Consider the following 21,219-nt stretch of genomic DNA (forward strand, 5'->3'; position numbering starts at 1 on the left):
GGTGGTGCCTGTCTGTGGGGGTGGGTCGGGCCGGGAGCGGGGGCCGTTGTCGGGGTCAGGTGAGTGCGGCGGCGATGACGACGGCGATGGCGATGTGGGCGGTGGCGCTGACCCAGGAGGCGGGGTGGGGCTCGGGGTTGCTGATCATGTGGGAGATCTTGACGGGGGTGATGAGGTCGATCAGGAGGAAGGCCAGGGCCATGACGGTGAGGCCGATGAGGCCGTAGACGCCGGTGGAGACCAGGCCGGGGACGAGGCCGAGTTCGGATTCGCTGCTCATGATCGCGGAGAAGACGACGAGGGCGGCGCCGAGGGTGTTGGCGGAGACGAGGAGGACGGCGTTGGTGTTGCGGTCCTCCCAGATGAGTGTGTGGAGTTTGCCGGGGGTGAGCAGGTCGACGATGAGGTAGCCGACGACGAGAATGGCGATGCCCACGCCGCCGTAGGCGAGTNCTCCGAGGGAGTTGTACAGAAGGTCGTTCATGGGTCCAGTTCCACGGGGTCGGGGGATGGATGTGCGCTGGTCGAGGTGGGGGAAGCGATGGTCGGAAGGCTACGCGTCGAAGCTCGCACCGCCGCCTCGGTAGCCGCCGCCGTCGCTGTCACAGGTGGCGAGCATGGCCAGGGGGAGGACGATGGCCGCGAGAGACAGGGCGAGGTCGATCATGACCTGGTTCCCGACGTCCTCGAATGCGTCGTCCGTCACGGGGCCTTGTCGGTCAAGGATTCGGGCGAGGGGTCACTTTCCTGAGCCCGATCCCCCGCCGCGGTAGCTGCTTCCGGAACCGCTTCCGCCGAAGAAGAAGAAGCCGCCGCTGCTGGAGCTTTCGCCTTCGCGGTATCCGCCGTCGTTCTCGCACTCGTCGTCGTCGTAACGGGGATCGGTGACGTAGTCGTCGTCGGGGCAGTAGAGGCTGGTCCCGTTCTTGCAGTTGATCTCGCTGTAACGCGAGTCCGGGACGGCCTCCTGCGCGGGGCAGTAACCGATACGCCCGTTGTTGGAGCAGGCGCTGAGCAGGGACACCATCATCACCATGGCGATCGTCGCCAAGCCCACAACGGTCAGGGGCCGTTTTCTCCTAGGGGTGCTGCCGGGGCGGTTCATGGCGGGGGTTCTCCTCACATCAGGGGATGGTCACGGTCGACGCGGTGCTCACCAGTTCGCCGCTCTGGGGGTAGGCGTGCCAGGTGCGCCACGAGAGCGGCCCGCCGTCGCCGCGGGTCAGGTGCAGTGCGGTCACCGCGAGGCGGTCCCCCGGGAAGGAGACCAGGAGGCCGCCGGGGGCGTCGGCGACCTGGTCACGGAGCCGGTCCACCCTGCGCCGTAGCTCGCCGGGCGGAAGGGTCTCCACGGTGGAACGGAAACGGTACCCCCCGGCGGCGACCGAGCGCTCGGTCGCCGCCGGGAGGCGCCCGTCGACACCGGGCAGACACGCGACGGTCTCGACCAGTGCGCCCGCGGGGGACTCGACGACCACCTGGTGGGAGGCCCCGAGCACCCGCAGTTCCGTTCGCGGACCGTGCGCGCCGACACTGCGGGTGGCGAGGGGCTCGACCAGGGGGTGGTCCAGCGTCCACACCAGATCGGCCGCACTGGTGTCGACGAAGGGAACGCTGATGCTCGCGAGCACGGCGCTCAGCTCCCGGGATAGATCGTGAAGCTTCCGGGAAGGACCTTCCTGCCGACGCTGGCCTCCCAGGGGCCGTGGTCGAAGCGCTCGAAGGAGAGCAGACGGCCGTCGGAGGACTCGTAGTCGGCGTAGTCCATACCGCCCGCGGCCTTCAGCCCGGTCGTCCCCTCGGAGCGGTAGGAGCCGCTGCCCTTCTCGTCGAGCCGGTAGGTGACACCCTCGAACTCCAGGGTCTTGGCGTGCGGCGTGAGCTCCACGTCGGGGCGTGCGTCCCACACGGCCAGTTCAAGGGTGGGGTCCTCCTCGACGGACAGCCAGGCCTTGCCCTCCTCCGTCTCGAAGAAGTGCTCCGTCCAGGTGAAGCCGCCCTGGGACAGGCGCAGGGATCCGCGGATCCAGGTGCGCTCCACACCCCAGTCCAGCATGTCGCCGGCCTTGAGGGTCCGCGGGTCGCCGGTGGTGTCGCCCTCGGGAGCGAAGGGGTCCTTGGGCGTGGTCGGGGCGTGGGGAGCGGCCTTCGTCTGGTTCTTCCTGAGAGCGACGACGACGGCGATGATGACGGCGACGAGGGCGATCGCCACCGCCAGGACAACGACAGTCAAGGTTCCTCGATTCGCGGGTAGGGCGGGTGCCGATCATGTCAGACGTGAGGGGGCTCCCACCGGTTCCCTCGGTGGCCGTTTTCGGGCGGTTGCGCCCTCTGTTCAAGGGGGCGTTACATGGAGGAATCGGGCGGGAGCACATCCTATTGTGCCCGGTCACCGGTCTCTGCGGGGAGAGAGGGGTCACCGCCCCACCGGCTCCACGAACCGGGGTAGAGGCGTGCTCCCGTGTATCCGGCGTGCTCTAGCGCCAGGAGATCGTGGCAGGCGGTCACCCCGGACCCGCAGTAGGCGGTGACGGTGGCGGCCGCGTCGGCGCCCAGCGCCGAGAAGCGTGCGCGCAGATCCTCCGGTGCGGCCAGCAGGCCCCGTGCGTCGAGGTTGCCCTGCCACTCGGCGCTGCGGGCGCCCGGGATATGGCCGGGACGGGCGTCGACGGGCGCGGGCGCCTCGCCCGTGTAGCGGCCGTGGACGCGCGCGTCCAGGAGCAGGTGCGCGGGATCGCCGGTCAGGTCGGCGACCGCGTCGGTGTGCACGACCCGCTCCTCCGGCCACGGCAGGGCGGTGCGCCGCACCGGTTCGGCGGCCGTGTCGCCGGTCTCCAGGTCCCCGGTCCACTCCGCCAGGCCGCCGTCGAGGAACGCGGCCGGGGTGCCCAGGACGCGCAGCATCCACACCAGCCGGGCCGCGACGGAGCCGCCCGCGTCGTCGTAGACGACCACGGCGGAGTCGTCGCCGATGCCCAGACGCCCCAGGGCGGTGGCGAAGTCGGTCGGTGGGGGGAGCGGGTGGCGGCCGTCCCGGGCGCTGGCCGGGGCGGCGAGGTCGGTGTCGACGTCGGCGAACACGGCACCGGGCACGTGCCCCGCGCGGTAGGCGTCACGGCCCGAGCGGCCGTCGAGGTACCAGCGGGAGTCGACGACGGTCACGCCGTCGCGGTTGTCGCGGAGCCAGTCGGCCGAGACGGCCACGGGAAGGTCACGGTGGTCTGACATGCCGCCAGACTAAAGGAGCGGCCCGATCGGCACTGGAAAGTCCGCTGGTTCGCCGTCCGGCGAAAGCGAAGCCCGCCGCGGGGTCACACGGCCCGCGCACGGTCCTTCCGGTGCACGGTGAGGATCCACCACAGCCCCAGGAAGGGCAGCACCAGGGGGATGTAGCCGTAGCCCGCACCGAACCCCGACCACACCGTGTCGTCGGGGAAGAGCGACGGGGCCAGGAGGCCGACGGCACCGACCGTGACGACACCGACGGCCTCAACCGCACACGAGACGAGCGCGACCCGGCGCGAGGCCCGTCCCGCACGGGCCAGGCCGACGGCCGCCACGAGGTAGACCGCGCCGGCGAACACGGACAGCAGGTAGGCGGCGGGTGCCTCGTCGAACCTCGTGGCGAGCTGGTAGGTGCCGCGCGCGGTCGCGGCCAGCGCGAACACCGAGTAGACGGCCACCAGGAGCCGTCCGGGCCCGGTGCGCAGGGCTCTGCCGGGTGCCGTGGTGTCAGACAACGGGGTTCCAGAGCTGTTCGAGGCGGACCATGAGCACCGGCAGGACCAGGCAGGCGAAGGCGATGACGGCGGGACCCCACCTGCTGCGCTCCATGAACCCCCACACGGCGCAGGCCGGGGGGAGGAGGACGACGGTGGCCAGGTAGGACACGTACATCACCGTCTCCTCGGGCCCCTCGCCGCCGATGAGTGCCACGGCGGAGACCACGCCCTGGCCGATCACCAGCAGCCAGAGCAGGCCCATGCCGACCAGGTGCGGCACCAGCATGGGCTGGTCGCGGAAGGTCGAGACGAGGCACCATCCGGCCATGGCCAGCGATGCCATCTGGATTGTCATGGTCAGCCAGTCGACCACGCCGCCTCCACTCGGGCTCCTCGGTGTCCGCCCATGTCAGCGGCTCCGCTTTGTCTACGACACAGCGTAGTACCCGTGGCGGCCCCGAGGGACCGAGGGGGTCAGCCCACCGCACCGGCCTGGCGGCGGGCCACCGCGGCATGGATCTGCGCGAGTGCGTAGCCGGTGATCTCGTCGCCGCTCGTGGCCGAGGAGCCCATGCTCCTGCGCACGGACAGCACCGCATCGGCGGTCTCCGACCCGTAGCCGCCGTCCACGCCGTGGACGGGCAGGCGGCCTCCCGCGTACAGCAGCATCTGCTGGAGCAGGGTGACGCGCTGTCCCCGGTCGCCCCTCGTGAGTCCGAGCATGTCGTCTCCTTCCGTCCCGGCCCCGGGCGGCCGGGTGAACGTACCGTCGCGTACCAGTGCGTAGGCCGCGTCGCCGGGGCAGGACGTGGACACGAAGTCGCGGTGCCCCAGCACCGTGCCCGCGACGGAGGTGCCGGGCTCCATCAGCCACGCCCGCAACAGGCGCACGGCGTCGATCTGCTCCGGGGTGACGGGGTCCCCCGGGCCGGTGGCCAGGGTCGCCGAGTAGTGGGTGGAGTTGCCGCCGGGCTGGGCGGCCTGCCGCCGGTACAGGCCGCGCCCCTCGACCACGTAGCCGTGCCCGCAGCACAGGAACGAGTAGGCCAGGTCGGCCCAGCGGCGCCGTGGGCCGGTGTGGAAGGTGCGGGTGCGCCGCCAGTAGTCGAGGCACGCCGCGTGGGGCCCGGCGGCGAGTCCCTGGTCGATGCTGTCGTAGTGGATGACCAGACCGGACTTGGGATCGGCGTACGACGCCGGGGTGGGACCCCAGCCCAGATCCGAACGGGAGACGTACAGGCGCGGTCGAGGCATAGGGCCATTGTGACAAGGGGACACGCCCGAGCGTGGCCGTTTCCCTACGTTGGGTACCGGCGTGGCCCGCGGGGCCACCGAGGCCTTCGGGCGTGGCGGCGCACGTGCGCGGCGGCCCCCGTGCGGCACGATGGGACCAACCGTTCCGGGAGGTGGCCCTGTGCTGTCCGCACACACCGTCGACACCGTCCGCAAAGCCGAACACGCGCTCATGGCCCGCGTGCCCGAGGGGGCGCTCATGCGCCGGGCCGCGACCGGCCTGGCGCTGGAGTGCGCCCGCCTGCTGCCCCGCGTCTACGGCGCGCGCGTGGTGCTGCTGGTCGGAAGCGGCGACAACGGAGGGGACGCCCTCTACGCGGGCGCGGCCCTGGCGGCGCGCGGGGCGTCCGTGCGCGCCCTGCTCGCCGGCGCGCGCGCCCACGAGGGCGGCCTGGCGGCGCTGCGCGCGGCGGGCGGGCGCGCACGCCGGTTCGAGGGCGAACCGGACGGGGCGGCGGAGCTCTTCGACGCCCACCTCGTCGTCGACGGCATGCTGGGCATCGGCGGGCACGGCGGCCTGCGCGAGCCCTACGCCACCCTGGCGGTGCTCACGGCTAACACGCGGGTACCCGTCGTCGCCGTCGACCTGCCCAGCGGCGTGGACGCCGATACCGGCGAGGTGCCCGGACACGCCGTGCGCGCCGACGTCACCATCACCTTCGGTGCGCGCAAGCCCGGACTGTTCGTCGACCCCGGTGCCGGGCGCGCCGGGCGGGTGCGCTTCGTGGACATCGGCCTGGCGCCGGAACTCGGCGGACCCGCGCTGCTCGTCCCGCGGGCCGAGGACGTGGCCGCGCTCCTGCCCCGGCCGGGCGCGGAGAGCGACAAGTACCGCAGGGGGCTGCTGGCGGTGCGGGCGGGATCGGACCGCTACCGGGGCGCGGCGGTGCTCGCCGTCGGGGGAGCGCTGCGCACCGGTGTGGGGATGGTCCGCTACGGCGGCGCCGCCGCGGCCGTCGACGAGGTCCTGGCCCGCTGGCCGGAGACGGTGGCCGAGGAACTCGACCCCAGGGGCAGCACCAAGCTCGGCCCGGGTCGGGCGGCGGCGCTCGTGATCGGGCCGGGCCGGGGGACGCAGCCGGCCAACGCCGACGAACTCCACGCCGTCCTGGACAGCGACTGCCCCCTGCTCATCGACGCGGACGCGCTGACCCTGCTCGGCGGCAACGGGCACGTTCCACTCGCCGACCTCCTGCGCGAGCGCACCGCGCACACGCTGCTGACCCCGCACGCCGGGGAACTCGCCCGCCTGCTGCCGGGCTGTGAACGCGAGGAGATCGAGGCGCGGCGGCTGGAGCACGTGCGGCGGGCTGCGGAGAGGTTCGGGTGCACGGTGCTGCTCAAGGGCTCGACCACCGTCATCGCCCAGCCGGGCCTGCCCGTGGTCGCCAACCCGACGGGGACGCCGCTGCTGGCCACCGCGGGTTCGGGCGACGTGCTGGCGGGGGCGGTCGGCGCGCTGATGGCGGGGGGCCTGCCGCCGTACGAGGCGGCGGCGTGCGCCGCCTACCTGCATGGACGCGCGGCCGTGCTGGCCCGGGGCGGCATGCCCGTCAGCGCCACGGACCTGTGGGACGGGCTGACCCTGGCCCTCGACGAGGTCAACCGGGCGGAATGAACCACCGTCACGCCTACGCCAGGCGGCGGGCGGCGTCGAGGCCCTTCCGGACGACGTCGGTGATGAAGCAGTCGCCCGGGTCGCGGTCGTCGCGCAGTACGTCCACGGTGTCGTCGTCCACCCACAGGAAGTCCGTGTGCTTGTCCGGCTCCAGCCGGGGCGCCGACAGGTCGCCCTCGACCCGCACCAGGTAGTCGATCTCGCGGCGCGTCACGCCGTCGCCCGGGTCCCAGTCCAGGGAGAACAGCTCCGCGAGCACCGCCGCCAGGCGCCAGCCGGTCTCCTCCTCGATCTCGCGCGCCAGCCCTTGCAGCATCGTCTCGCCCGGTTCGACGTGGCCGCCGACGATGTCCCAGCAGTGCGGGAAGACCTTGCGCGTGGGGGAGCGGCGCTGGGCGAACACCCTGCCCCGGGGGTCGGCGATCACGGCACCCGCCACCCAGGTCCGTCCGTCGGCCGTATCCGGGAAGGCGATCCCCGGCGCCACCTCGACGTTCATGCGTCCTCCTCCTCAGGAGAGCCTACGCCCCCGGGCCTTCCCCTGCGGGGCATGCGCAGGGTGAGCAGTCTCGCGCGCGGGGACAGCTCCGACACCAGGCCGAGCACCGCCTCGGTGCGGGTGTGGTCCTCGTCCAGCACAGAGAAGAGGTTGACCCCCAGGTAGTAGGTGATCGCACCGTAGGCCACCTCCTTGGCGGGCAGCAGTCTGCCGAGGGCGGAGCCGCCCAGCACCCGCTCCCACTCCCGTTCGACGAGGGCGATCCACGGTTCGGCGCGGTCCCTGATCTGCGGGCGCAGTTCGGGTTTGGTGACGGCGGCGGCGGCCAGTTCGGAGAACTCGGTGATGTAGCCGCGCTCCAGGTCGGTGCGGTAGATGCGGGCGGCCGTCTCCACGAGCTGTTCGAGGGTGCGCGCCTGGGCGGCCCACCCGCTGTACAGGGCCATGCGCTCGGCGCTCGACCGGTCGAGCGCCGTCAGCAGCAACTGGTCGACGCCGCCGAAGTGGTAGAAGACCAGCGCCGAGTTGGCCTCGGCTCGCGCGGCGATCACCCGGGCCGAGGCCCCCGCGTACCCCTCCTCCCGCAGGACCGCGCCAGCCGCGTCGAGGAGCCGCTGTCTGGTCTCCTCGCTGGTCCTGCGCCCGCCGCCCCTGGCCATCGCTCCCCCTTGTCGACCGAAGGGTTTCATCATACGGTTTAATCACTTGATTAAAACGCATGATTGAACCAGTCGATGAAAGAGGGAGTCCCGTGTCCGAGCCCCCCGAGCCCCCCGCACGGAACCGCGCCCGCTGGTGGCTCGCGGCGATCCTCCTGGTCGTCTTCGCCCTGCTGCTGGCCCTGCGGATCACCCACGCGGGCCGCCTGGACCAGACGGCGCTGTTCTACGTCGGCGTGCCCGCCGTCATCGCCCTGCTGGTCCTCAGCGGCCCCCGCCCCCGTAGTGCGGTCGGCACGGCCACGGCCACCACCACGGTCTGCCTGGCCCTGGCCGGACCCCTGCTCGGCGAGGGGATCGTGTGCCTGCTCATCGCCGCACCGCTGATCTACGGCGTCGTGTCCCTGGTCACCTGGGTCTGCGTGGTCATCGCCCGGGGCGGCAGGGGCTCGCGCCACGCCCTGTTCTCCGTCCCACTGCTGTTCGTGCTGGCACTGGAGGGCGTGGGCGGCTCCACCCTCCTGCCCACCGCGGGCACCGGAGAGGGCGGCGTCCTCGTCGATGCGGAACCCGGTGCCATAGCCGAAGTCCTGGCCGCGCCGCCGGAGTACCCCGGGTTCGAGGCGCTCTTTCTGCGCGCCGTCCCCTTCCCCGAACCGGTCCGCGCACGGGGGGAGGGCCTGGCGGTCGGCGACCGCCGTACCGTGGAGTTCACCCCGGCACGGTCGCTGAGGCCCGGTGCCCGGACCTTCGAGCAGCACATGGAACTGGAGGTCGTCGAGAGCGAGATCGGCCCCGACGGCGGACGCGTGGTGTTCGACGTGACCGCCGACACCGCGTTCGCGCGGTGGATGGACCTGCACCGCGCCGAGGCCGTGTGGTCGGCCGGCGACGGAGGGACGCGGCTGTCCTGGACCATCGACTACGACCGCACCTACGAGCCCTCCTGGTACTTCGGCCCCCTCCAGGCCTACGCCACGGACCTGGCCGCGGCCTACCTCGCCGACACCTTCGCGGACGCGGCCGAGGGCGGCCCCCGGTGAACCCCGAACTCCCCGCCGTCCTCGTCCGCGGGACCGGCCTGTTCGCACCCCTGCTGGTGCTGGTCGGCCTGTGCCTGTGGCGCGCTCCCCGGGACCGGGAGAAGGCGGCGATGATCGTCGGCGGCGCCTGGGCACTGCTGACCCTCGTCCCCCTCAACCTGTACGCCGTTCGGGCGGGCTGGTGGACCTTCCACGCCGAGGGGGCGCTCTGGCGGGGGCTGCCCGTCGACCTCGTACTCGCCTGGGCGCTGCTGTGGGGCGTGCTTCCCGCACTGCTGCTGCGGCTCCTCCCCGTCCCCCTGCTCGCGGGCCTGCTCGTCTGGATCGACGTCCTCCTCATGCCGCTGGCCGAACCGGTCGTCGTCCTGGGCCGCCTCTGGCTCGTCGGAGAGATCACCGGGGCGGCCGCCGTGCTCATCCCGGTCCTGCTGCTCGCCCACTGGACGCGCCGGGGCCACCTGGTCCACGCCCGTATGTGGACCCAGGCCGCCCTGGCGTGCGGCCTCATGCTCGGGGCGCCGCTCGTCCTCCTGGAAGCGGTACCGGATCCGGAGACCGCCTTCGCCGCGGGCCAGCTACTGCTGTGGGCCGGGCTGCCCGGCCTGGCCGCCGCCCGTGAACTCGCCCGGGTCGGCGGCGGCACCCCGCTGCCCTACGACCCTCCTCGGCGCCTGGTCACCAGCGGCCCCTACGCCTTCGTCCGCAACCCCATGCAGATGTCCGTCGCCGTCCTGTACGTACTGCTCGCCGCGATGACCGGACAGCCGCTGCTGCTCGCGTTCGCCGCGTCCGTGCCCGCTTTCGGAGCCGGAGTGGCCGACTGGCACGAGAACGCACGGCTCACGGAGCGGTTCGGTGCGGACTGGACCGCCTACCGCTCCGGGGTACGGCCCTGGCTGCCCCGGTGGCGGCCCTGGCCCGGCCGCGCTCGGGGCATCCTGTTCGTCGACACCGGGTGCTCCCCGTGCCGCTCCCTGGCCGTGTGGATCACCCTCCGCGGGCCGGTCGCGCTCGACATCCGCCCCGCCGCTGAGCACCCCGAGGTGCTGTACCGCCTCACCTACGAACTCCCCGGAGGGCCGCGCTGGAGCGGTGTCGCCGCCCTGGCCCGGGCCATGGAGCACCTCGGCCTCGGCTGGGCGCTCACCGGGTGGGCCCTCGACCTGCCCGGTCTGCGGAACTTCGTCCAACTGTGCTCCGACGCCTTCGGGGCCGGTCCCCGGCCAGCGCGACGCCCGACCGACCCGGCGGCGCTGTGAACCGGCGGTCCCCGGCCGGGGACACCGGCTGTTCCCCCGGGGCCGCACGCCGTTATGCTCGGTCCGGGCCGCCCCGGCGAACACGGCGGCCCCCGCCCCCAGGTACGTTCGAGGACCCCCATGGAAGAACAGGCCATGCTCGCGCGGGACCTCGTCCTGCGCGTCTGCACCGGCGCCACCGAGTTCGACCCTCAGTGGGTCCGGGCCGGCGGCAAGGTCACGACCCCCTTCGTCGTGCCGCGCGACCGCAACCTCGTCCGCGGGATCGTCGACGCCGGCCGCGCCCTGGGCGTCGAGCGGCTCCTGGTCTGCCGCACGCGCGCTGAGTTCTCCTACGAGCCCGTCACGGAGATCCCGCCCGACACCGACACCCTCCTCGACCTCGTCCGGGGGTGGGGCACCGCACCCACGGACTTCCTCGTCTGCGTCGAGGACTTCTCCGCCGCCGTGCTGGTGGCCGCCGACGAACTCACCGTGGCGGCCGGGCCCGCCGACTTCGTCCGCGCGCTCGTGGGCGCCGACATCCCCCACATGCGGGCGACCTTCGCCGCGCGGGCCCGCAACGACGGCGGATCCAACCTCGTCCGCGCCGCGCAGCTCTACCAGTGCGCCGAACCCGGGGCCCGCCACGCCAAGGCCGCACGCGTCCCCGGCCCGGACCTCGCCGAACGCCTCGCCCGCCTCCCCGAGCGCGCCCGCACCGCTTCGCCGCGCACCGTCCGCGCCCTGCGCGCCCTGCGGGGGGCGTGGGGGTGGATCGCGCTCGTCGTCCTCCTGGCCGCGCCCCTGGCCGTCCCCGGGCTGGACGCCGTCCTTCCCGCGCTGCTGGCCGCGTTCGTCCCGCTGCTTCTCCTGGCGCTCCTCGCCCGTTCCCGGACGCTCTCCTTCGCGACCCTGCTCAGGGGCGTCGCGCTCGGGGCCCTGCTGCTGTGGCCGATCGCCGTCGCCGAGTCCGCGCTGATCGCGGCGCTGGGTGCCGAACCCTACGGCGTGGCCGGGCACACCTATGTCGCCGTGCCGATCGAGGAGCTGGGCAAACTCCTGCCGCTGGCGGCGCTGGCGCTGGTGGCGCGTCGCCGGGCGCGGCGCCTGGCCGCCGTCGACTTCCTGCTCCTGGCGGCGGCCTCCGGAACCGGGTTCCAGCTCGCCGAGCGCCTGTTCACCGAGGTCTCCCTCGGCGCGGGCACCCCTTCCGGTACGGGTGTGCTCGGCGGCAGCACCCTCTCCGCCCCCGACGGGACCGTCCTCGCCGTGTTCGCCGGACACGCCGTGACCACCGGCCTGGTGGGCGCCGCCCTGGGCCTGGCGATCGTCGGCCGCCGTTACGGCGGATGGCTGTGGCTGCTGCCCGCAGCCGCCCTGGCCACGGCCTTCCTCGACCACCTGAACCTCAACGCCGTGCTTGCGGGGGCCGCGCTGCACCCGGCCACGGACCTCCTCCACGGCCTCTTCGGCGGCGGGCTGCTCACCCCGTGGCTGCTGGCGGTGGCGCTGCTGTGCGCGGTGGCCCTGGACTACCGGCTGATCGCCACGGCCGCGGAGAGCACCCCGCCGCTGCCCGGCCAGCCGCCCCTCGCCGGGCTGCGGCGCCGCGCGTGGGGGCGTTCCATCTCCGCCCGGGTCCGGGTGCCGGGCGACATCGCGCCGGTGTTCCGCCGGGCCGCGCTGTTCTGGGCGGACCTGCCGGTCACGCTCGCCACGACGGTGTCGATGATCGCGCACGAGATGGCCGTGACGGTCATCGCCGCGCGCCGCGGCCCCGCCGCCCTGTGCGACACGTGGCGGTTCTTGCGGTGGCGGCGCGCCAACGCGATGGGCGAGGCGCGCTCGCAGGGGCGGTCCTGGCGCGGCTACCCCGCCCGCCAAGATCTCACCAGGAGCGCCCACAGCCTGGCCATCCGGCTCGGCCTCGCCGCCACCGGCGGTGTGACGGGAGGGATGGCGGCGGTCGCCGGGCTCGCAGCGGTGGCGTTCGCCGTACCTGCGGCCACGGGCGCCGTGCCCTCGGGCGATCCCGCCTACGCGCTGCTGGCCCTCGACCGGATCCAGTCCTGGGCATCCGGACTGGACACGGGCGACACCGTGTGGGCCGCCCTGGCGCTCTCCGCTGCCCTCACACTGCTGGTCTCGGGCAACGGCGTTCCCTACACCCACCCCCGCATGGGCGAGTTCCTGCGCTCGCCCGGCGCCAACACCGGTGTGGTTCTGGGGATGCTCGCCCCCGGCCAGACGGGGTACGCGGTCCTGGGCCTGGCCGGGCTGGTTCTGCCCAGGCGGGTGGACCGACTGCTCGTCCGCTGACGGGTCAGGAGCGGTAGGCGTCCCGTCGGTGACGGATCGAGTGGATCTCGATCACCTCCTTGCCCGGTCGGATCCTGTAGATGATGCGGTAGGTTCCGCGCCTTGTTGTGTGCAGTCCGCGGAAGGGTTCTTCGAGGGGTCCGCCTGCGCGCCACGGGCTCTCGCGCAACGGGCCGCTGATGAACTCGTAGGCGGCGGAGGCCACTGCTTCGGGAAGATCCTCGGTCAAGGCCCGCCTGGCAGTCCGTGTGTAGACGATCCTCACGCGGCGGAATCCTTACCGAGCCGTGCGTCCATCAGGTCGGCCATCTCCTCCTCGCTGGTGAACTCTTCGGTGTCCGCGGACTCGGCCAGGTCTGCGTGGGTCTCCGGGTCAGCGAGGATGCTCAGCGTCTCCATCATGGACTCGTACTGGGCCACTGACATCATCACGACGGCCGGTCGGCCGTTCTTGGTGAACGTGTAGTCGGCGTGTTCACGTTGGGCGCGGTCGGCCAGTTCGGCGATTCTGGTTTTGGCTTCAGTGATGGGAATGGTTTCCATAGGGGTCATGACACTGACCGGTCGTCATTCAGCCCATTATCATGGACTGTGGGGGTCCCGTGGACCTCCACAGCCGCACGAAAGCGTTCCGGCGCGTGGGTCGGGGCATGCCGTCAGGCCGGGGTGACGCCCCTCGGGGGCTCGAACGCGCGCACCGGCGGCAGCGGTCCGGTCCAGGGCTCCACGCGCACCCGCACCACCTGCCCCGTGCACCCCTGGGCCAGCGACGACGTCCCCGCGTCCTCGGTCAGCGCGTTCGGGTTGCCGTGCGCGCACGTCACCCCCTCCGCCGAGGGGTCGTACCAGGCACCCGTCGACAACTGCACCACCCCCGGCCGCAGCGCGTCGCTCACCACCAGCCCCGCCAGGCACGAACCGCGCGGGCCGCTCACCCGCACAGCGTCGCCGTCGGACACCCCGGCCGCCCGCGCGTCTTCGGGGTGCATCCGCAGCGGCGCCCGCCCGCGGACCTTCTGCGCAGCGCTGTGCGCGCCCATGTCCTGCTGGCTGTGCAGCCGTCCGCTCGGCTGGTTGGCGACCAGAACCAGCGGCCACGCGCCGTCCTCGGCGACCACGGGGGAGGGCAGCCACACCGGGTGGCCGGGGCAGTCCTCGTAGCCGAAGGAGGCGATGGTCTGCGAGAACAGCTCGATCCGCCCGCTCGGCGTGCGCAGCGGACTCCCCTCGGGATCGGCGCGGAACCCGCCCAGCAGCGCCTCGTCCTCCACCCGGCCTGGCATCTCCACCCGGCCGCGCTCCCAGAACTCCTCGAACCCGGGAACCTCCAGCCCGTGCCGGGCCAGCATCGACCGCCAGCGCCCGTACACCAGCTGCATCCACTCCCCGCTCGTGCGGCCCTCGGTGAACGCCTCGCCCACACCCAGCCGCCCGGCCAGGTCGGCGTAGGTGTCGTACTCGTCGCGCGCCTGCCCGTGCGGGGCCACCGCGCGCGGCATCGCCCGCACCGACAGGTCCCCCTGGCTCGCGGCCAGGTCGTCGCGCTCCAGCACCGTCGTCGCCGGGACCACGATGTCGGCGTGCCGTGCCGTGGCCGTCCAGTGCGTCTCGTGCACCACCACGGTCTCCGCCCGGCCGAACGCCCGGCTCAGCCGCGCCAGGTCCTGGTGGTGGTGGAACGGGTTCCCGCCCGCCCAGTACACCAGCCGTACGTCCGGGTAGCGCAGGTCCCGCCCGTCGAACCGGTACCCCTCACCCGGGTGCAGCAGCATGTCCGCCACGCGCGCTACCGGGATGAAGGAGTCCACCGGGTTGTTTCCCTGCGGCATCCGCGGCAGCCCCAGCGGGGTCGACCCGCCGCCGTAGTTGCCCATGGACCCGTAGCCCGAGGCGAACCCGCCGCCCGGCAGGCCCACCTGGCCCAGGCAGCACGCCAGCGCCAGCCCCGCCCACAGCGGCTGCTCGCCGTACCGGGCGCGCTGCACCGACCAGCCCACGTTCACCAGGGTGCGCCGTCCCGCCATACGCCGTGCCAGCGCCCGGATCTCCCCGGCGGGGACCCCGCTGACGCCCTCGGCCCACTCCGGCGAGCGCTCCACGCCGCCGTGGCGGCCGTGCTCGTCGCGCTCACCCGCCACGTACGCGCGGACCCGGTCCGCGCCCACCGTGTACCTGTCCAGGAACGCGGTGTCGGCCAGCCCCTCGGTGAACAGCACGTGCATGAGGGCCAGCATCACCGCGGTGTCGGTGCCCGGGGCCAGCGAGATCCGCTCCGCCCGCACGTCCTCGGCGGTGTCGTCGGCCAGCGGCGACACCGACACCAGCTCCACCCCCGCCTCCGCGGCGGCGCGCATCGCGGGCGCGGCCGTCTGCGCGCCGCGTCCGCCCGAGGCCGTCCACGTGTTGGACACCCGCAGCCCGCCGAAGCTCACCAGCAGGTCCGTGTGCTCCCGGATCGCCGTCCACGACGGGGCGCGGTGCAGCAGCCGGTTGGCGGCGGGGGTACCCAGCAGGTGCGGCATGAGCACCTCCACGGCCCCGTGGCTGTAGGTCGTCCGCGAGCGCGTGTACCCGCCGATCGTGTTGAGGAACCGGTGCAGCAGGCTCTGGGCGTGGTGCACCCGGCCCGCGCTGCCCCAGCCGTAGGAGCCCCCGTAGATCGCGGCGTTGCCGTGCTCGGTGCGCACCCGGTCCAGTTCGCGCGCGAGCACGTCCAGGACGGCCGCCCACTCCACCTCGACGTAGGCGTCGCCCGGATCGCCCCGGCGGGGGTCCGGCCCGGGGCCGTGCTCCAGCCACCGGCGGCGCACCGCCGGACGCGCCACCCGCGAGGTGTGGTGCTGCGCCCCCGGGGTGTTGGCCATCACCGGGGAGGGTGCCGGGTCGTCGGGGTCCGGGCGCACCCCCACCACGCGGCCGTCGTCGACGACCACCCGGTAACTGCCCCAGTGGGCGCTGGTCGGGTGGGACGTGGCGGACATGCGCATCTCCTGGTCGTGGCGGCAGCCGGGGCGTGTCACACCGCCCCGGAGCACACCCTACGCACGGTGCGGTGCCATGATGGGCCGCGTGCGGGGTGATCTACACCCGTCCCGATGACGAGAAGGAGCGGTGATGGGCGCACTCAGGTCGCGGCGGTCGGTACTCGCCGTCCCGGCATCCAACCCCCGGTTCGTGGCGAAGGCGCGGGGCCTGGACGCCGACGCGTTCTTCCTCGACCTGGAGGACGCGGTCGCCCCTTCGGAGAAGGAGGCGGCGCGGGAGACCGTCGTCACCGCGCTCAACGAGGGCGGCTGGGGCGGCAGGGTGCGCTCCGTGCGCGTCAACGACGCCTCCACCCCCTGGGCCTACCGGGACGTGATCTCCGTCGTGGAGGGTGCCGGAGCGCACCTGGACTGCCTCGTCCTGCCCAAGACCACCTCCGCGCGCGACGTGCACTGGCTCGACACGCTCCTCACCCAGGTCGAACGCGCCGCCGGGCTCCCGGTCGGCCGGATCGGGATCGAGGCGCAGATCGAGGACGCGCGCGGCCTGACGGAGGTCGACGCGATCGCCGCCGCCTCGCCCCGGCTGGAGTCCCTCGTCTACGGGCCCGCCGACTTCATGGCCTCGCTCAACATGCGGACCCTGGTCGTGGGGGAGCAGCCGCCCGGCTACGACACCGGCGACGCCTACCACTACGTGCTCATGCGCATCCTCACCGCCGCGCGGGCGCACGGCCTCCAGGCCGTCGACGGCCCCTACCTCCAGATCCGCGACGTGGACGCCTTCCGCCGCTCCGCCGGACGCACCGCCGCCCTCGGTTTCGACGGCAAATGGGTGCTGCACCCCCTCCAGGTGGCGGCGGCCAACGAGGCCTACGCCCCCTCCCAGGAGGACTACGACCACGCCGAACGCATCCTGGACGCCTACGAGCACGCCACCACCGTCGACCGTCGCGGCGCCGTCATGCTCGGCGACGAGATGCTCGACGAGGCCTCGCGCAAGATGGCCCTCGTGGTGGCCGGCAAGGGCCGCGCGGCCGGGATGGAGCGCACACCCTGACACGGCCCCGGCACGCGCGCCTCTTACCGGCCTCTCACCCGGATAGTGGACCATGGCGCCATGGAAGCCGCAGCCACGGTCCTGGTCGCCGACGACGACCGGGCGATCAGGGACTCACTGGAACGCGCCCTCCAACTGGAGGGGTACGAGGTGCGCACGGTGGAGGACGGGGTCCAGGCGCTCGCCTCGGTGCACGCCGGGCCGGTCGACCTGCTCGTCCTCGACGTCATGATGCCCGGGGTCGACGGTCTGGGCGTGGCACGCGTCCTGCGCGCCGAGGGCGACCGCACCCCGATCCTCATGCTCACCGCGCGCGTGGAGACCCCCGACCGGGTGGCCGGCCTCGACGCGGGTGCCGACGACTACCTCGCCAAACCCTTCGAACTCGACGAACTCCTGGCCCGGCTGCGGGCCCTGCTGCGCAGGGCCGCCCCCGTCACGGAGGAGGAGGCACCGGAGGGGCCGCTCCGGGTCGGCGCGCTGCGCCTGGACCCGCTCGCCAGGCGGGTCTGGTACGGCGAACGCGAGGTGGAGCTGTCCAAGACCGAGTTCGACCTCCTCGAACTGCTGGTCCGCAACACCGGGATCGTCCTGGACCACGCCACCATCTACGACCGCATCTGGGGCTACGACTTCGGCCCCGAGTCCAAGAACCTGGCCGTGTACATCAGCTACCTGCGCCGGAAACTGGGTGACGACGGGCTCATCCAGACCGTGCGCGGCGTCGGCTACACGCTCCGCCGGTGAGCGCCGCGCGCCGGCGCCCGATCCCGCACGGCCTCCTGCGGCGCCCCCGGGACTGGCGGCTGGGCACCCGTTTCGCCGCACTGTTCGCGCTCGTGGCCGCCGCGACCGTCGTCCTCGTGGGCGCCCTCGCCTACTCGACCGCGGCCTCCCTCATCCGGGCCGACGCCCAGGGGGAGTTCGACGGCACGGTGCGGCAGCTGTCCGACGAACTCGTGGCCGGATACGAGTCCGGTGCGGCCGAGGCGGTCGGCTCCAGGCTCCTCATCACCTCCAGCGAACGCTTCCAGGCCCAGTACCTGAGCCCCGACGGTGAACGCCGGGTCCCGCCCGCCGACCTCGACCACGTGGTCGTCGCCCCCCTCACCGACCGGGACCTGGAGATCGCCGGATCCGGGGAGCCCGGTGTGCACGAGACGCGCGAGGTGACCGTGGCCGGCCGCACCTTCCGGCTGGCGACGGTCTCCATCGGCGGTGGCGGCGGTGCCGTCCAGTTGCTCCAGCCGCTGTCCCCGACCGAGCAGATCATCGACCGGCTCGCCACCCAGATCCTGTGGGCCGGGGCGCTGGTGGCGCTGGCCGCCGCGGGCACCGGCTGGCTCATGGGCCGCCACACCACGCGCCGCCTGGTCCGCCTCACCGAGGCCGCCGAGTACGTCAGCTCCACGGGCCGGCTCGACACGGTCACCCCGGAGCGGGGCGGGGCCGACCGCGACGAGGTGGGCCGCCTCGGCAGCGCCTTTGACGCCATGCTCGCCCGCCTCGCCCGGTCCAAGGAGGAGCAGCGCAGGCTGGTGCAGGACGCCGCTCACGAACTGCGCACCCCTTTGACCAGCCTGTACACGAACGTCCAGATCCTGGACCGGGTGGACCGGCTCAGCCCTGAGGCGCGCGGACGGCTCATCGACGACCTGCGCGGTGAGACGCGCGAGCTCACCTCCCTGGTCAACGAACTCGTGGGGCTGGCCACCGGCGAGCGGGAGGACGAGCCCCGCAGCGCGGTGGAGCTGCGCGGGGTCGCCGAGCGCGTCGCGGCCAGGACCCGCAGGCGCACCGGGCGCGCGATCGTCGTGGACGCGGACGACAGTGTGGTCTGGGGGCGTCCGGGGGCCCTGGAGCGCGCGGTCGCCAATCCGGTGGAGAACGCCGCCAAGTTCGACGCCGAGGGCACGGAACCCATCGAGATCAGGGTCCGGAACGGGGCGGTGGAGGTCCTCGACCGGGGGCCGGGGATCGGCCCGGACGAGCTGGGCCGGGTCTTCGACCGGTTCTACCGGGCCACGGAGGCGCGCGCCCTGCCCGGTTCGGGGCTCGGTCTGGCCATGGTCCGCGACATCGCGCTCGACCACGGGGGCACGGTGTCCGCCCGCAACCGGGAGGGAGGTGGCGCGGTCGTCGGGTTCGCGCTGCCGCTGCACCCACCGCCGGAGCGGGACGACTGACCGCCGTCCGCGCCGCGGCGGGAACGCGCGAGGGGACGGCCGGCCCCCGTGGCCGCGGCCGTCCCCTCGCGCGCGGGTCGGTGAGGCGGGATCAGTTCCCGTCCTCGCCCGAGCGGACGGAGGAGGAGGTCTGCTCCCCGAGTGTCACCGTCACCTCCTGCTCCTCCCCCGAACCCTGCTTGAGCACCTCGAAGGTCACCTCGTCGCCGGGCCGGTGCGACCGGATCAGGGCGATCAGCTGGTCCGGTGAGGTCACGACCTCGCCGTCCACACCCACGACGACGTCCCCGGCCTCGATCCCGGCCCGGTCGGCGGCACCGCCCTCGCTGACCTCGACGACCGTCGCCCCACCGGTGTTGCTTCCGGTGATGGTCGCCTCGATCGCGGAGTAGGTGGCGCTGCCCTCCTCGATGAGCTGTTCGGCGATGGGGCGGACGTGGTTGATGGGGATGGCGAAGCCCAGGCCCACCGAACCGCTCTCCTCCGAGAGACCGGCGATCGCGGTGTTGATCCCGATCACCTCGCCGTTCAGGTTCACCAGCGGCCCGCCGGAGTTGCCGGGGTTGATCGCCGCGTCGGTCTGGATCGCGTTGATCACGGTGGAGGTCTGGCCGACGGCGCTCTCGATCACGCCCGTGTTGACCGGCCGGTCGAGCGCGCTGACCACGCCGGAGGTCACCGTGCCCGACAGGCCCAGCGGCGATCCGATCGCGACCACGTCGCCGCCCACGCCCACCTGGTCGGAGTCGCCGAGGGTCGCGGCCTGGAGGCCGGTGCGCCCCTCCGCCTGGATCACCGCGATGTCGGAGACGGTGTCCGAACCCAGGACCCGCGCGGTCGCCGTCGTGCCGTCGTTGAACTGCACCTGGAGGGGGCCGCCGCTCTGGGTGGCGGCCTCCACGACGTGCGCGTTGGTGAGGATCTCGCCGTCGGAGGAGATGATCACGCCGCTGCCGCTCCCGTTGACGGTCTGGATGGAGACGACGCTGGGGAGGACGGCCTCGGCGACGGCTCCGACCTCGCCCTCGGTGGGCGTGGTGCCCTGCTCGCTGGTGAGCGAGCTGATCGACCCTCCGCCGGGCAGCAGGTAGGCGGTGCCCACGGCCGCGATCGGGCCGACCACGAGGCTGGTGGCCAGCGCGGTGATCGCGGCGACGGCGACGACCCGTCCGCGGCCGCTCGACCCGCCGCGGGGGGCGGGCGGGGCTGGAGGGCCGTAGGGCGGCTGACCGCCGCTGAACCCGGGGTGGCCGCCCGGGGCGAAGGTGCCCGTCTCGCCCCCCTGCGGATACTGCCCGGGGGTGCCGTGCGGCGGGTACGGTCCGCCGGGGCCGTTCTGGTACGGGCCGTACGGCTGGCCCGGTTGGCCGTACTGGCCGGCGCGGTCCTGGCTCCAGCCGGGTGCGTGCGCCGCTCCGGGCGGCGGGTAGGTGTAGGGGGCCTGCCCGGCCCCCTCGGGGTCCGCCGCCCAGCCGCGGGGCTCCGGTCCCTGGCCGGTGGGGGCGAACCGTGGTCCGCTCTCCGCCCGGTCACCGGCCCCGACAGGGGGCTCTCCCGAGGTCGCCTCCCCGGTCGTTCCGGTCCCGGCTGGCTGCTCACGCGGTGTTTCTGGGCTGGCCTCGGTGTCGTCGAACCGGGGGGAGTGCCCCTGCGCCCCGGCGGCGGCCTCGCGCTGATCCGGGGCCTGGGCGGGGCGCTGGTCGGGAGCGCCGTCCCCGTCCGCCTGGCCTGCACTCGGTTCGTTGGGGTTCAACTCAGCCTCCGACTTGCGGGACGATGCCTACTGACGGGATCCATGATGGTTCGCGCGGGTGAGAACAGGGTGAGAGACCGATATACCAGGGTTTCGAGTCCCTGCCGTCCCGGTGCGCGTGGGGCCCGGGCGGCCACCGACCCCCGTGTCTCGCATATGCACCATCTGTGATGGAAACATACCTCCCCCGTATAAAAGCGGCGCACAGGAAGGGCAGACCTTGATCAAGATCGTTCTGGCCGATGACGAGCACCTGGTCCGCGGGGCGATCGCCGCGCTGCTGGGCCTGGAGGAGGACCTCGGCGTCGTCGCCGAGGTCGGCCGGGGCGACCTGGTGGGCGACGCCGTCCTGGAACAGGGGGCCGACATCGCGGTTCTGGACATTGAGATGCCGGGCCTCACCGGGCTGGAGGCGGCGGTCTCACTGAAGGAGCGGGCACCGCACTGCGGCGTGCTCATCCTCACCAGCTTCGCCCGTCCGGGCTACCTGCGCCGCGCCCTGGCCTCCGGCGCCCGCGGCTTCCTGGCCAAGGACGCCCCCGTCGACCAGTTGGCCGGCGCCATCCGCCGCGTGCACGGGGGCGGGCGCTACATCGACACCGACCTCGCCGCCGCCGCGATGGCCGGCGGGGAGAGCCCCCTCACCGAGCGCGAGGCCGAGGTGCTGCGCGCGGCCTCCGACGGGGCCACCGTCGCCCGGATCGCCCGAGCCCTGCACCTGACCGAGGGGACCGTGCGCAACTACCTGTCCAACGCCATCGGCAAGACCGGCGCGGAGAACCGGATGGCCGCCATCCGCACCGCCCAGGACATGGGCTGGCTCTGAGGACCCGCGGCCGGGA

At 73.4% G+C, this 21,219-nt stretch carries 23 protein-coding genes; 8 read left to right on the forward strand and 15 right to left on the reverse strand.

All coding sequences use genetic code 11. The annotated features are described in order from the left end of the window. Positions 1–55: 55 nt before the first annotated feature. The 9 genes from B042_RS0114280 to B042_RS0114320 all read right to left on the reverse strand — a co-directional run bounded on the left by B042_RS0114280 (position 56) and on the right by B042_RS0114320 (position 4,976). Entirely contained in the window at positions 56–484 is a 429-nt protein-coding gene (locus B042_RS0114280; RefSeq protein ID WP_028648869.1) for a DUF350 domain-containing protein, read from the reverse strand. A 69-nt stretch (positions 485–553) separates the two neighbouring features. After that, positions 554–706, reverse strand: a complete 153-nt coding sequence (locus B042_RS25770; protein WP_155989101.1) for a hypothetical protein — start codon at positions 704–706, stop codon at positions 554–556. A gap of 33 nt (positions 707–739) precedes the next feature. Beyond that, a complete protein-coding gene (locus tag B042_RS26140) occupies positions 740–1,057 on the reverse strand; it encodes a hypothetical protein (RefSeq protein WP_051415700.1) in 318 nt (105 codons plus the stop codon). A 67-nt stretch (positions 1,058–1,124) separates the two neighbouring features. Then, a complete protein-coding gene (locus B042_RS0114295; protein WP_028648870.1) occupies positions 1,125–1,631 on the reverse strand; it encodes a DUF2617 family protein in 507 nt (168 codons plus the stop codon). 5 nt (positions 1,632–1,636) lie between these two features. Continuing rightward, positions 1,637–2,185: a DUF4178 domain-containing protein gene (locus B042_RS0114300; protein ID WP_369797709.1), complete on the reverse strand. Its 549-nt coding sequence runs from the start codon at positions 2,183–2,185 to the stop codon at positions 1,637–1,639. 191 nt (positions 2,186–2,376) lie between these two features. Then, entirely contained in the window at positions 2,377–3,228 is an 852-nt protein-coding gene (locus tag B042_RS0114305; RefSeq protein ID WP_028648872.1) for a sulfurtransferase, read from the reverse strand. 83 nt (positions 3,229–3,311) lie between these two features. Continuing rightward, on the reverse strand, positions 3,312–3,740 hold the full coding sequence (locus tag B042_RS0114310; protein ID WP_028648873.1) for a hypothetical protein: 429 nt from the start codon (positions 3,738–3,740) through the stop codon (positions 3,312–3,314). Next, the gene (locus B042_RS0114315) at positions 3,733–4,095 is read right to left on the reverse strand and encodes a hypothetical protein (protein ID WP_028648874.1); all 363 of its coding nucleotides are present in this window, start codon (positions 4,093–4,095) and stop codon (positions 3,733–3,735) included. Before B042_RS0114315 ends, B042_RS0114310 begins: the two co-directional genes overlap by 8 nt. A 101-nt stretch (positions 4,096–4,196) precedes the next feature. Further along, entirely contained in the window at positions 4,197–4,976 is a 780-nt protein-coding gene (locus B042_RS0114320) for a peptidoglycan recognition family protein (protein WP_028648875.1), read from the reverse strand. Between the two features lie 160 nt (positions 4,977–5,136). Here B042_RS0114320 and B042_RS0114325 point away from each other — a divergent pair, with 160 nt between their 5' ends. Next, positions 5,137–6,633 (forward strand): bifunctional ADP-dependent NAD(P)H-hydrate dehydratase/NAD(P)H-hydrate epimerase, encoded by a 1,497-nt coding sequence (locus B042_RS0114325; protein WP_028648876.1) that lies wholly within the window; start codon positions 5,137–5,139, stop codon positions 6,631–6,633. Between the two features lie 13 nt (positions 6,634–6,646). Here the strand turns inward: B042_RS0114325 and B042_RS0114330 are convergent, their stop codons facing one another. After that, complete coding sequence (locus B042_RS0114330) at positions 6,647–7,132, reverse strand: NUDIX domain-containing protein (protein ID WP_028648877.1); 486 nt, start codon at positions 7,130–7,132, stop codon at positions 6,647–6,649. Then, positions 7,129–7,791 (reverse strand): TetR/AcrR family transcriptional regulator, encoded by a 663-nt coding sequence (locus tag B042_RS0114335; RefSeq protein WP_028648878.1) that lies wholly within the window; start codon positions 7,789–7,791, stop codon positions 7,129–7,131. Before B042_RS0114335 ends, B042_RS0114330 begins: the two co-directional genes overlap by 4 nt. 59 nt (positions 7,792–7,850) lie before the next feature. Here B042_RS0114335 and B042_RS0114340 point away from each other — a divergent pair, with 59 nt between their 5' ends. The 3 genes from B042_RS0114340 to B042_RS0114350 all read left to right on the forward strand — a co-directional run bounded on the left by B042_RS0114340 (position 7,851) and on the right by B042_RS0114350 (position 12,394). Continuing rightward, positions 7,851–8,834, forward strand: coding sequence for a hypothetical protein (locus B042_RS0114340; protein WP_036555099.1), 984 nt, complete (start codon positions 7,851–7,853; stop codon positions 8,832–8,834). After that, positions 8,831–10,093 carry an isoprenylcysteine carboxylmethyltransferase family protein gene (locus B042_RS0114345; RefSeq protein ID WP_028648880.1) on the forward strand — a complete coding sequence of 421 codons (1,263 nt, stop codon included), beginning with the start codon at positions 8,831–8,833 and terminating at the stop codon, positions 10,091–10,093. The genes B042_RS0114340 and B042_RS0114345 overlap by 4 nt, the downstream gene beginning before the upstream one ends. 120 nt (positions 10,094–10,213) lie before the next feature. Continuing rightward, on the forward strand, positions 10,214–12,394 hold the full coding sequence (locus B042_RS0114350) for a PrsW family glutamic-type intramembrane protease (protein WP_028648881.1): 2,181 nt from the start codon (positions 10,214–10,216) through the stop codon (positions 12,392–12,394). Positions 12,395–12,398: 4 nt separating this feature from the next. Here the strand turns inward: B042_RS0114350 and B042_RS0114355 are convergent, their stop codons facing one another. The 3 genes from B042_RS0114355 to B042_RS0114365 form a co-directional block, all read right to left on the reverse strand. Next, positions 12,399–12,623, reverse strand: a complete 225-nt coding sequence (locus B042_RS0114355) for a type II toxin-antitoxin system RelE/ParE family toxin (RefSeq protein ID WP_231494096.1) — start codon at positions 12,621–12,623, stop codon at positions 12,399–12,401. A 32-nt stretch (positions 12,624–12,655) separates the two neighbouring features. Then, complete coding sequence (locus tag B042_RS0114360; protein WP_028648883.1) at positions 12,656–12,937, reverse strand: type II toxin-antitoxin system Phd/YefM family antitoxin; 282 nt, start codon at positions 12,935–12,937, stop codon at positions 12,656–12,658. A gap of 113 nt (positions 12,938–13,050) precedes the next feature. Further along, the gene (locus B042_RS0114365) at positions 13,051–15,375 is read right to left on the reverse strand and encodes a molybdopterin-dependent oxidoreductase (RefSeq protein WP_028648884.1); all 2,325 of its coding nucleotides are present in this window, start codon (positions 15,373–15,375) and stop codon (positions 13,051–13,053) included. Between the two features lie 133 nt (positions 15,376–15,508). Between B042_RS0114365 and B042_RS0114370 the strand changes: the two genes are divergently transcribed. The 3 genes from B042_RS0114370 to B042_RS0114380 are packed head-to-tail and all read left to right on the forward strand — an operon-like array spanning position 15,509 to position 18,624. Then, positions 15,509–16,438, forward strand: coding sequence for a CoA ester lyase (locus tag B042_RS0114370; RefSeq protein WP_028648885.1), 930 nt, complete (start codon positions 15,509–15,511; stop codon positions 16,436–16,438). Between the two features lie 60 nt (positions 16,439–16,498). Further along, a complete protein-coding gene (locus tag B042_RS0114375; protein WP_028648886.1) occupies positions 16,499–17,185 on the forward strand; it encodes a response regulator transcription factor in 687 nt (228 codons plus the stop codon). Continuing rightward, positions 17,182–18,624 (forward strand): HAMP domain-containing sensor histidine kinase, encoded by a 1,443-nt coding sequence (locus B042_RS0114380; protein WP_028648887.1) that lies wholly within the window; start codon positions 17,182–17,184, stop codon positions 18,622–18,624. The genes B042_RS0114375 and B042_RS0114380 overlap by 4 nt, the downstream gene beginning before the upstream one ends. A 91-nt stretch (positions 18,625–18,715) precedes the next feature. Here the strand turns inward: B042_RS0114380 and B042_RS0114385 are convergent, their stop codons facing one another. After that, positions 18,716–20,377 carry a S1C family serine protease gene (locus tag B042_RS0114385; RefSeq protein WP_028648888.1) on the reverse strand — a complete coding sequence of 554 codons (1,662 nt, stop codon included), beginning with the start codon at positions 20,375–20,377 and terminating at the stop codon, positions 18,716–18,718. A gap of 220 nt (positions 20,378–20,597) precedes the next feature. Between B042_RS0114385 and B042_RS0114390 the strand changes: the two genes are divergently transcribed. After that, entirely contained in the window at positions 20,598–21,203 is a 606-nt protein-coding gene (locus tag B042_RS0114390) for a response regulator transcription factor (protein ID WP_028648889.1), read from the forward strand. Positions 21,204–21,219: the final 16 nt, after the last annotated feature.

The organism is Nocardiopsis sp. CNT312 (assembly GCF_000515115.1).
In the GTDB taxonomy this organism is placed as follows: Bacteria; Actinomycetota; Actinomycetes; order Streptosporangiales; family Streptosporangiaceae; genus Nocardiopsis.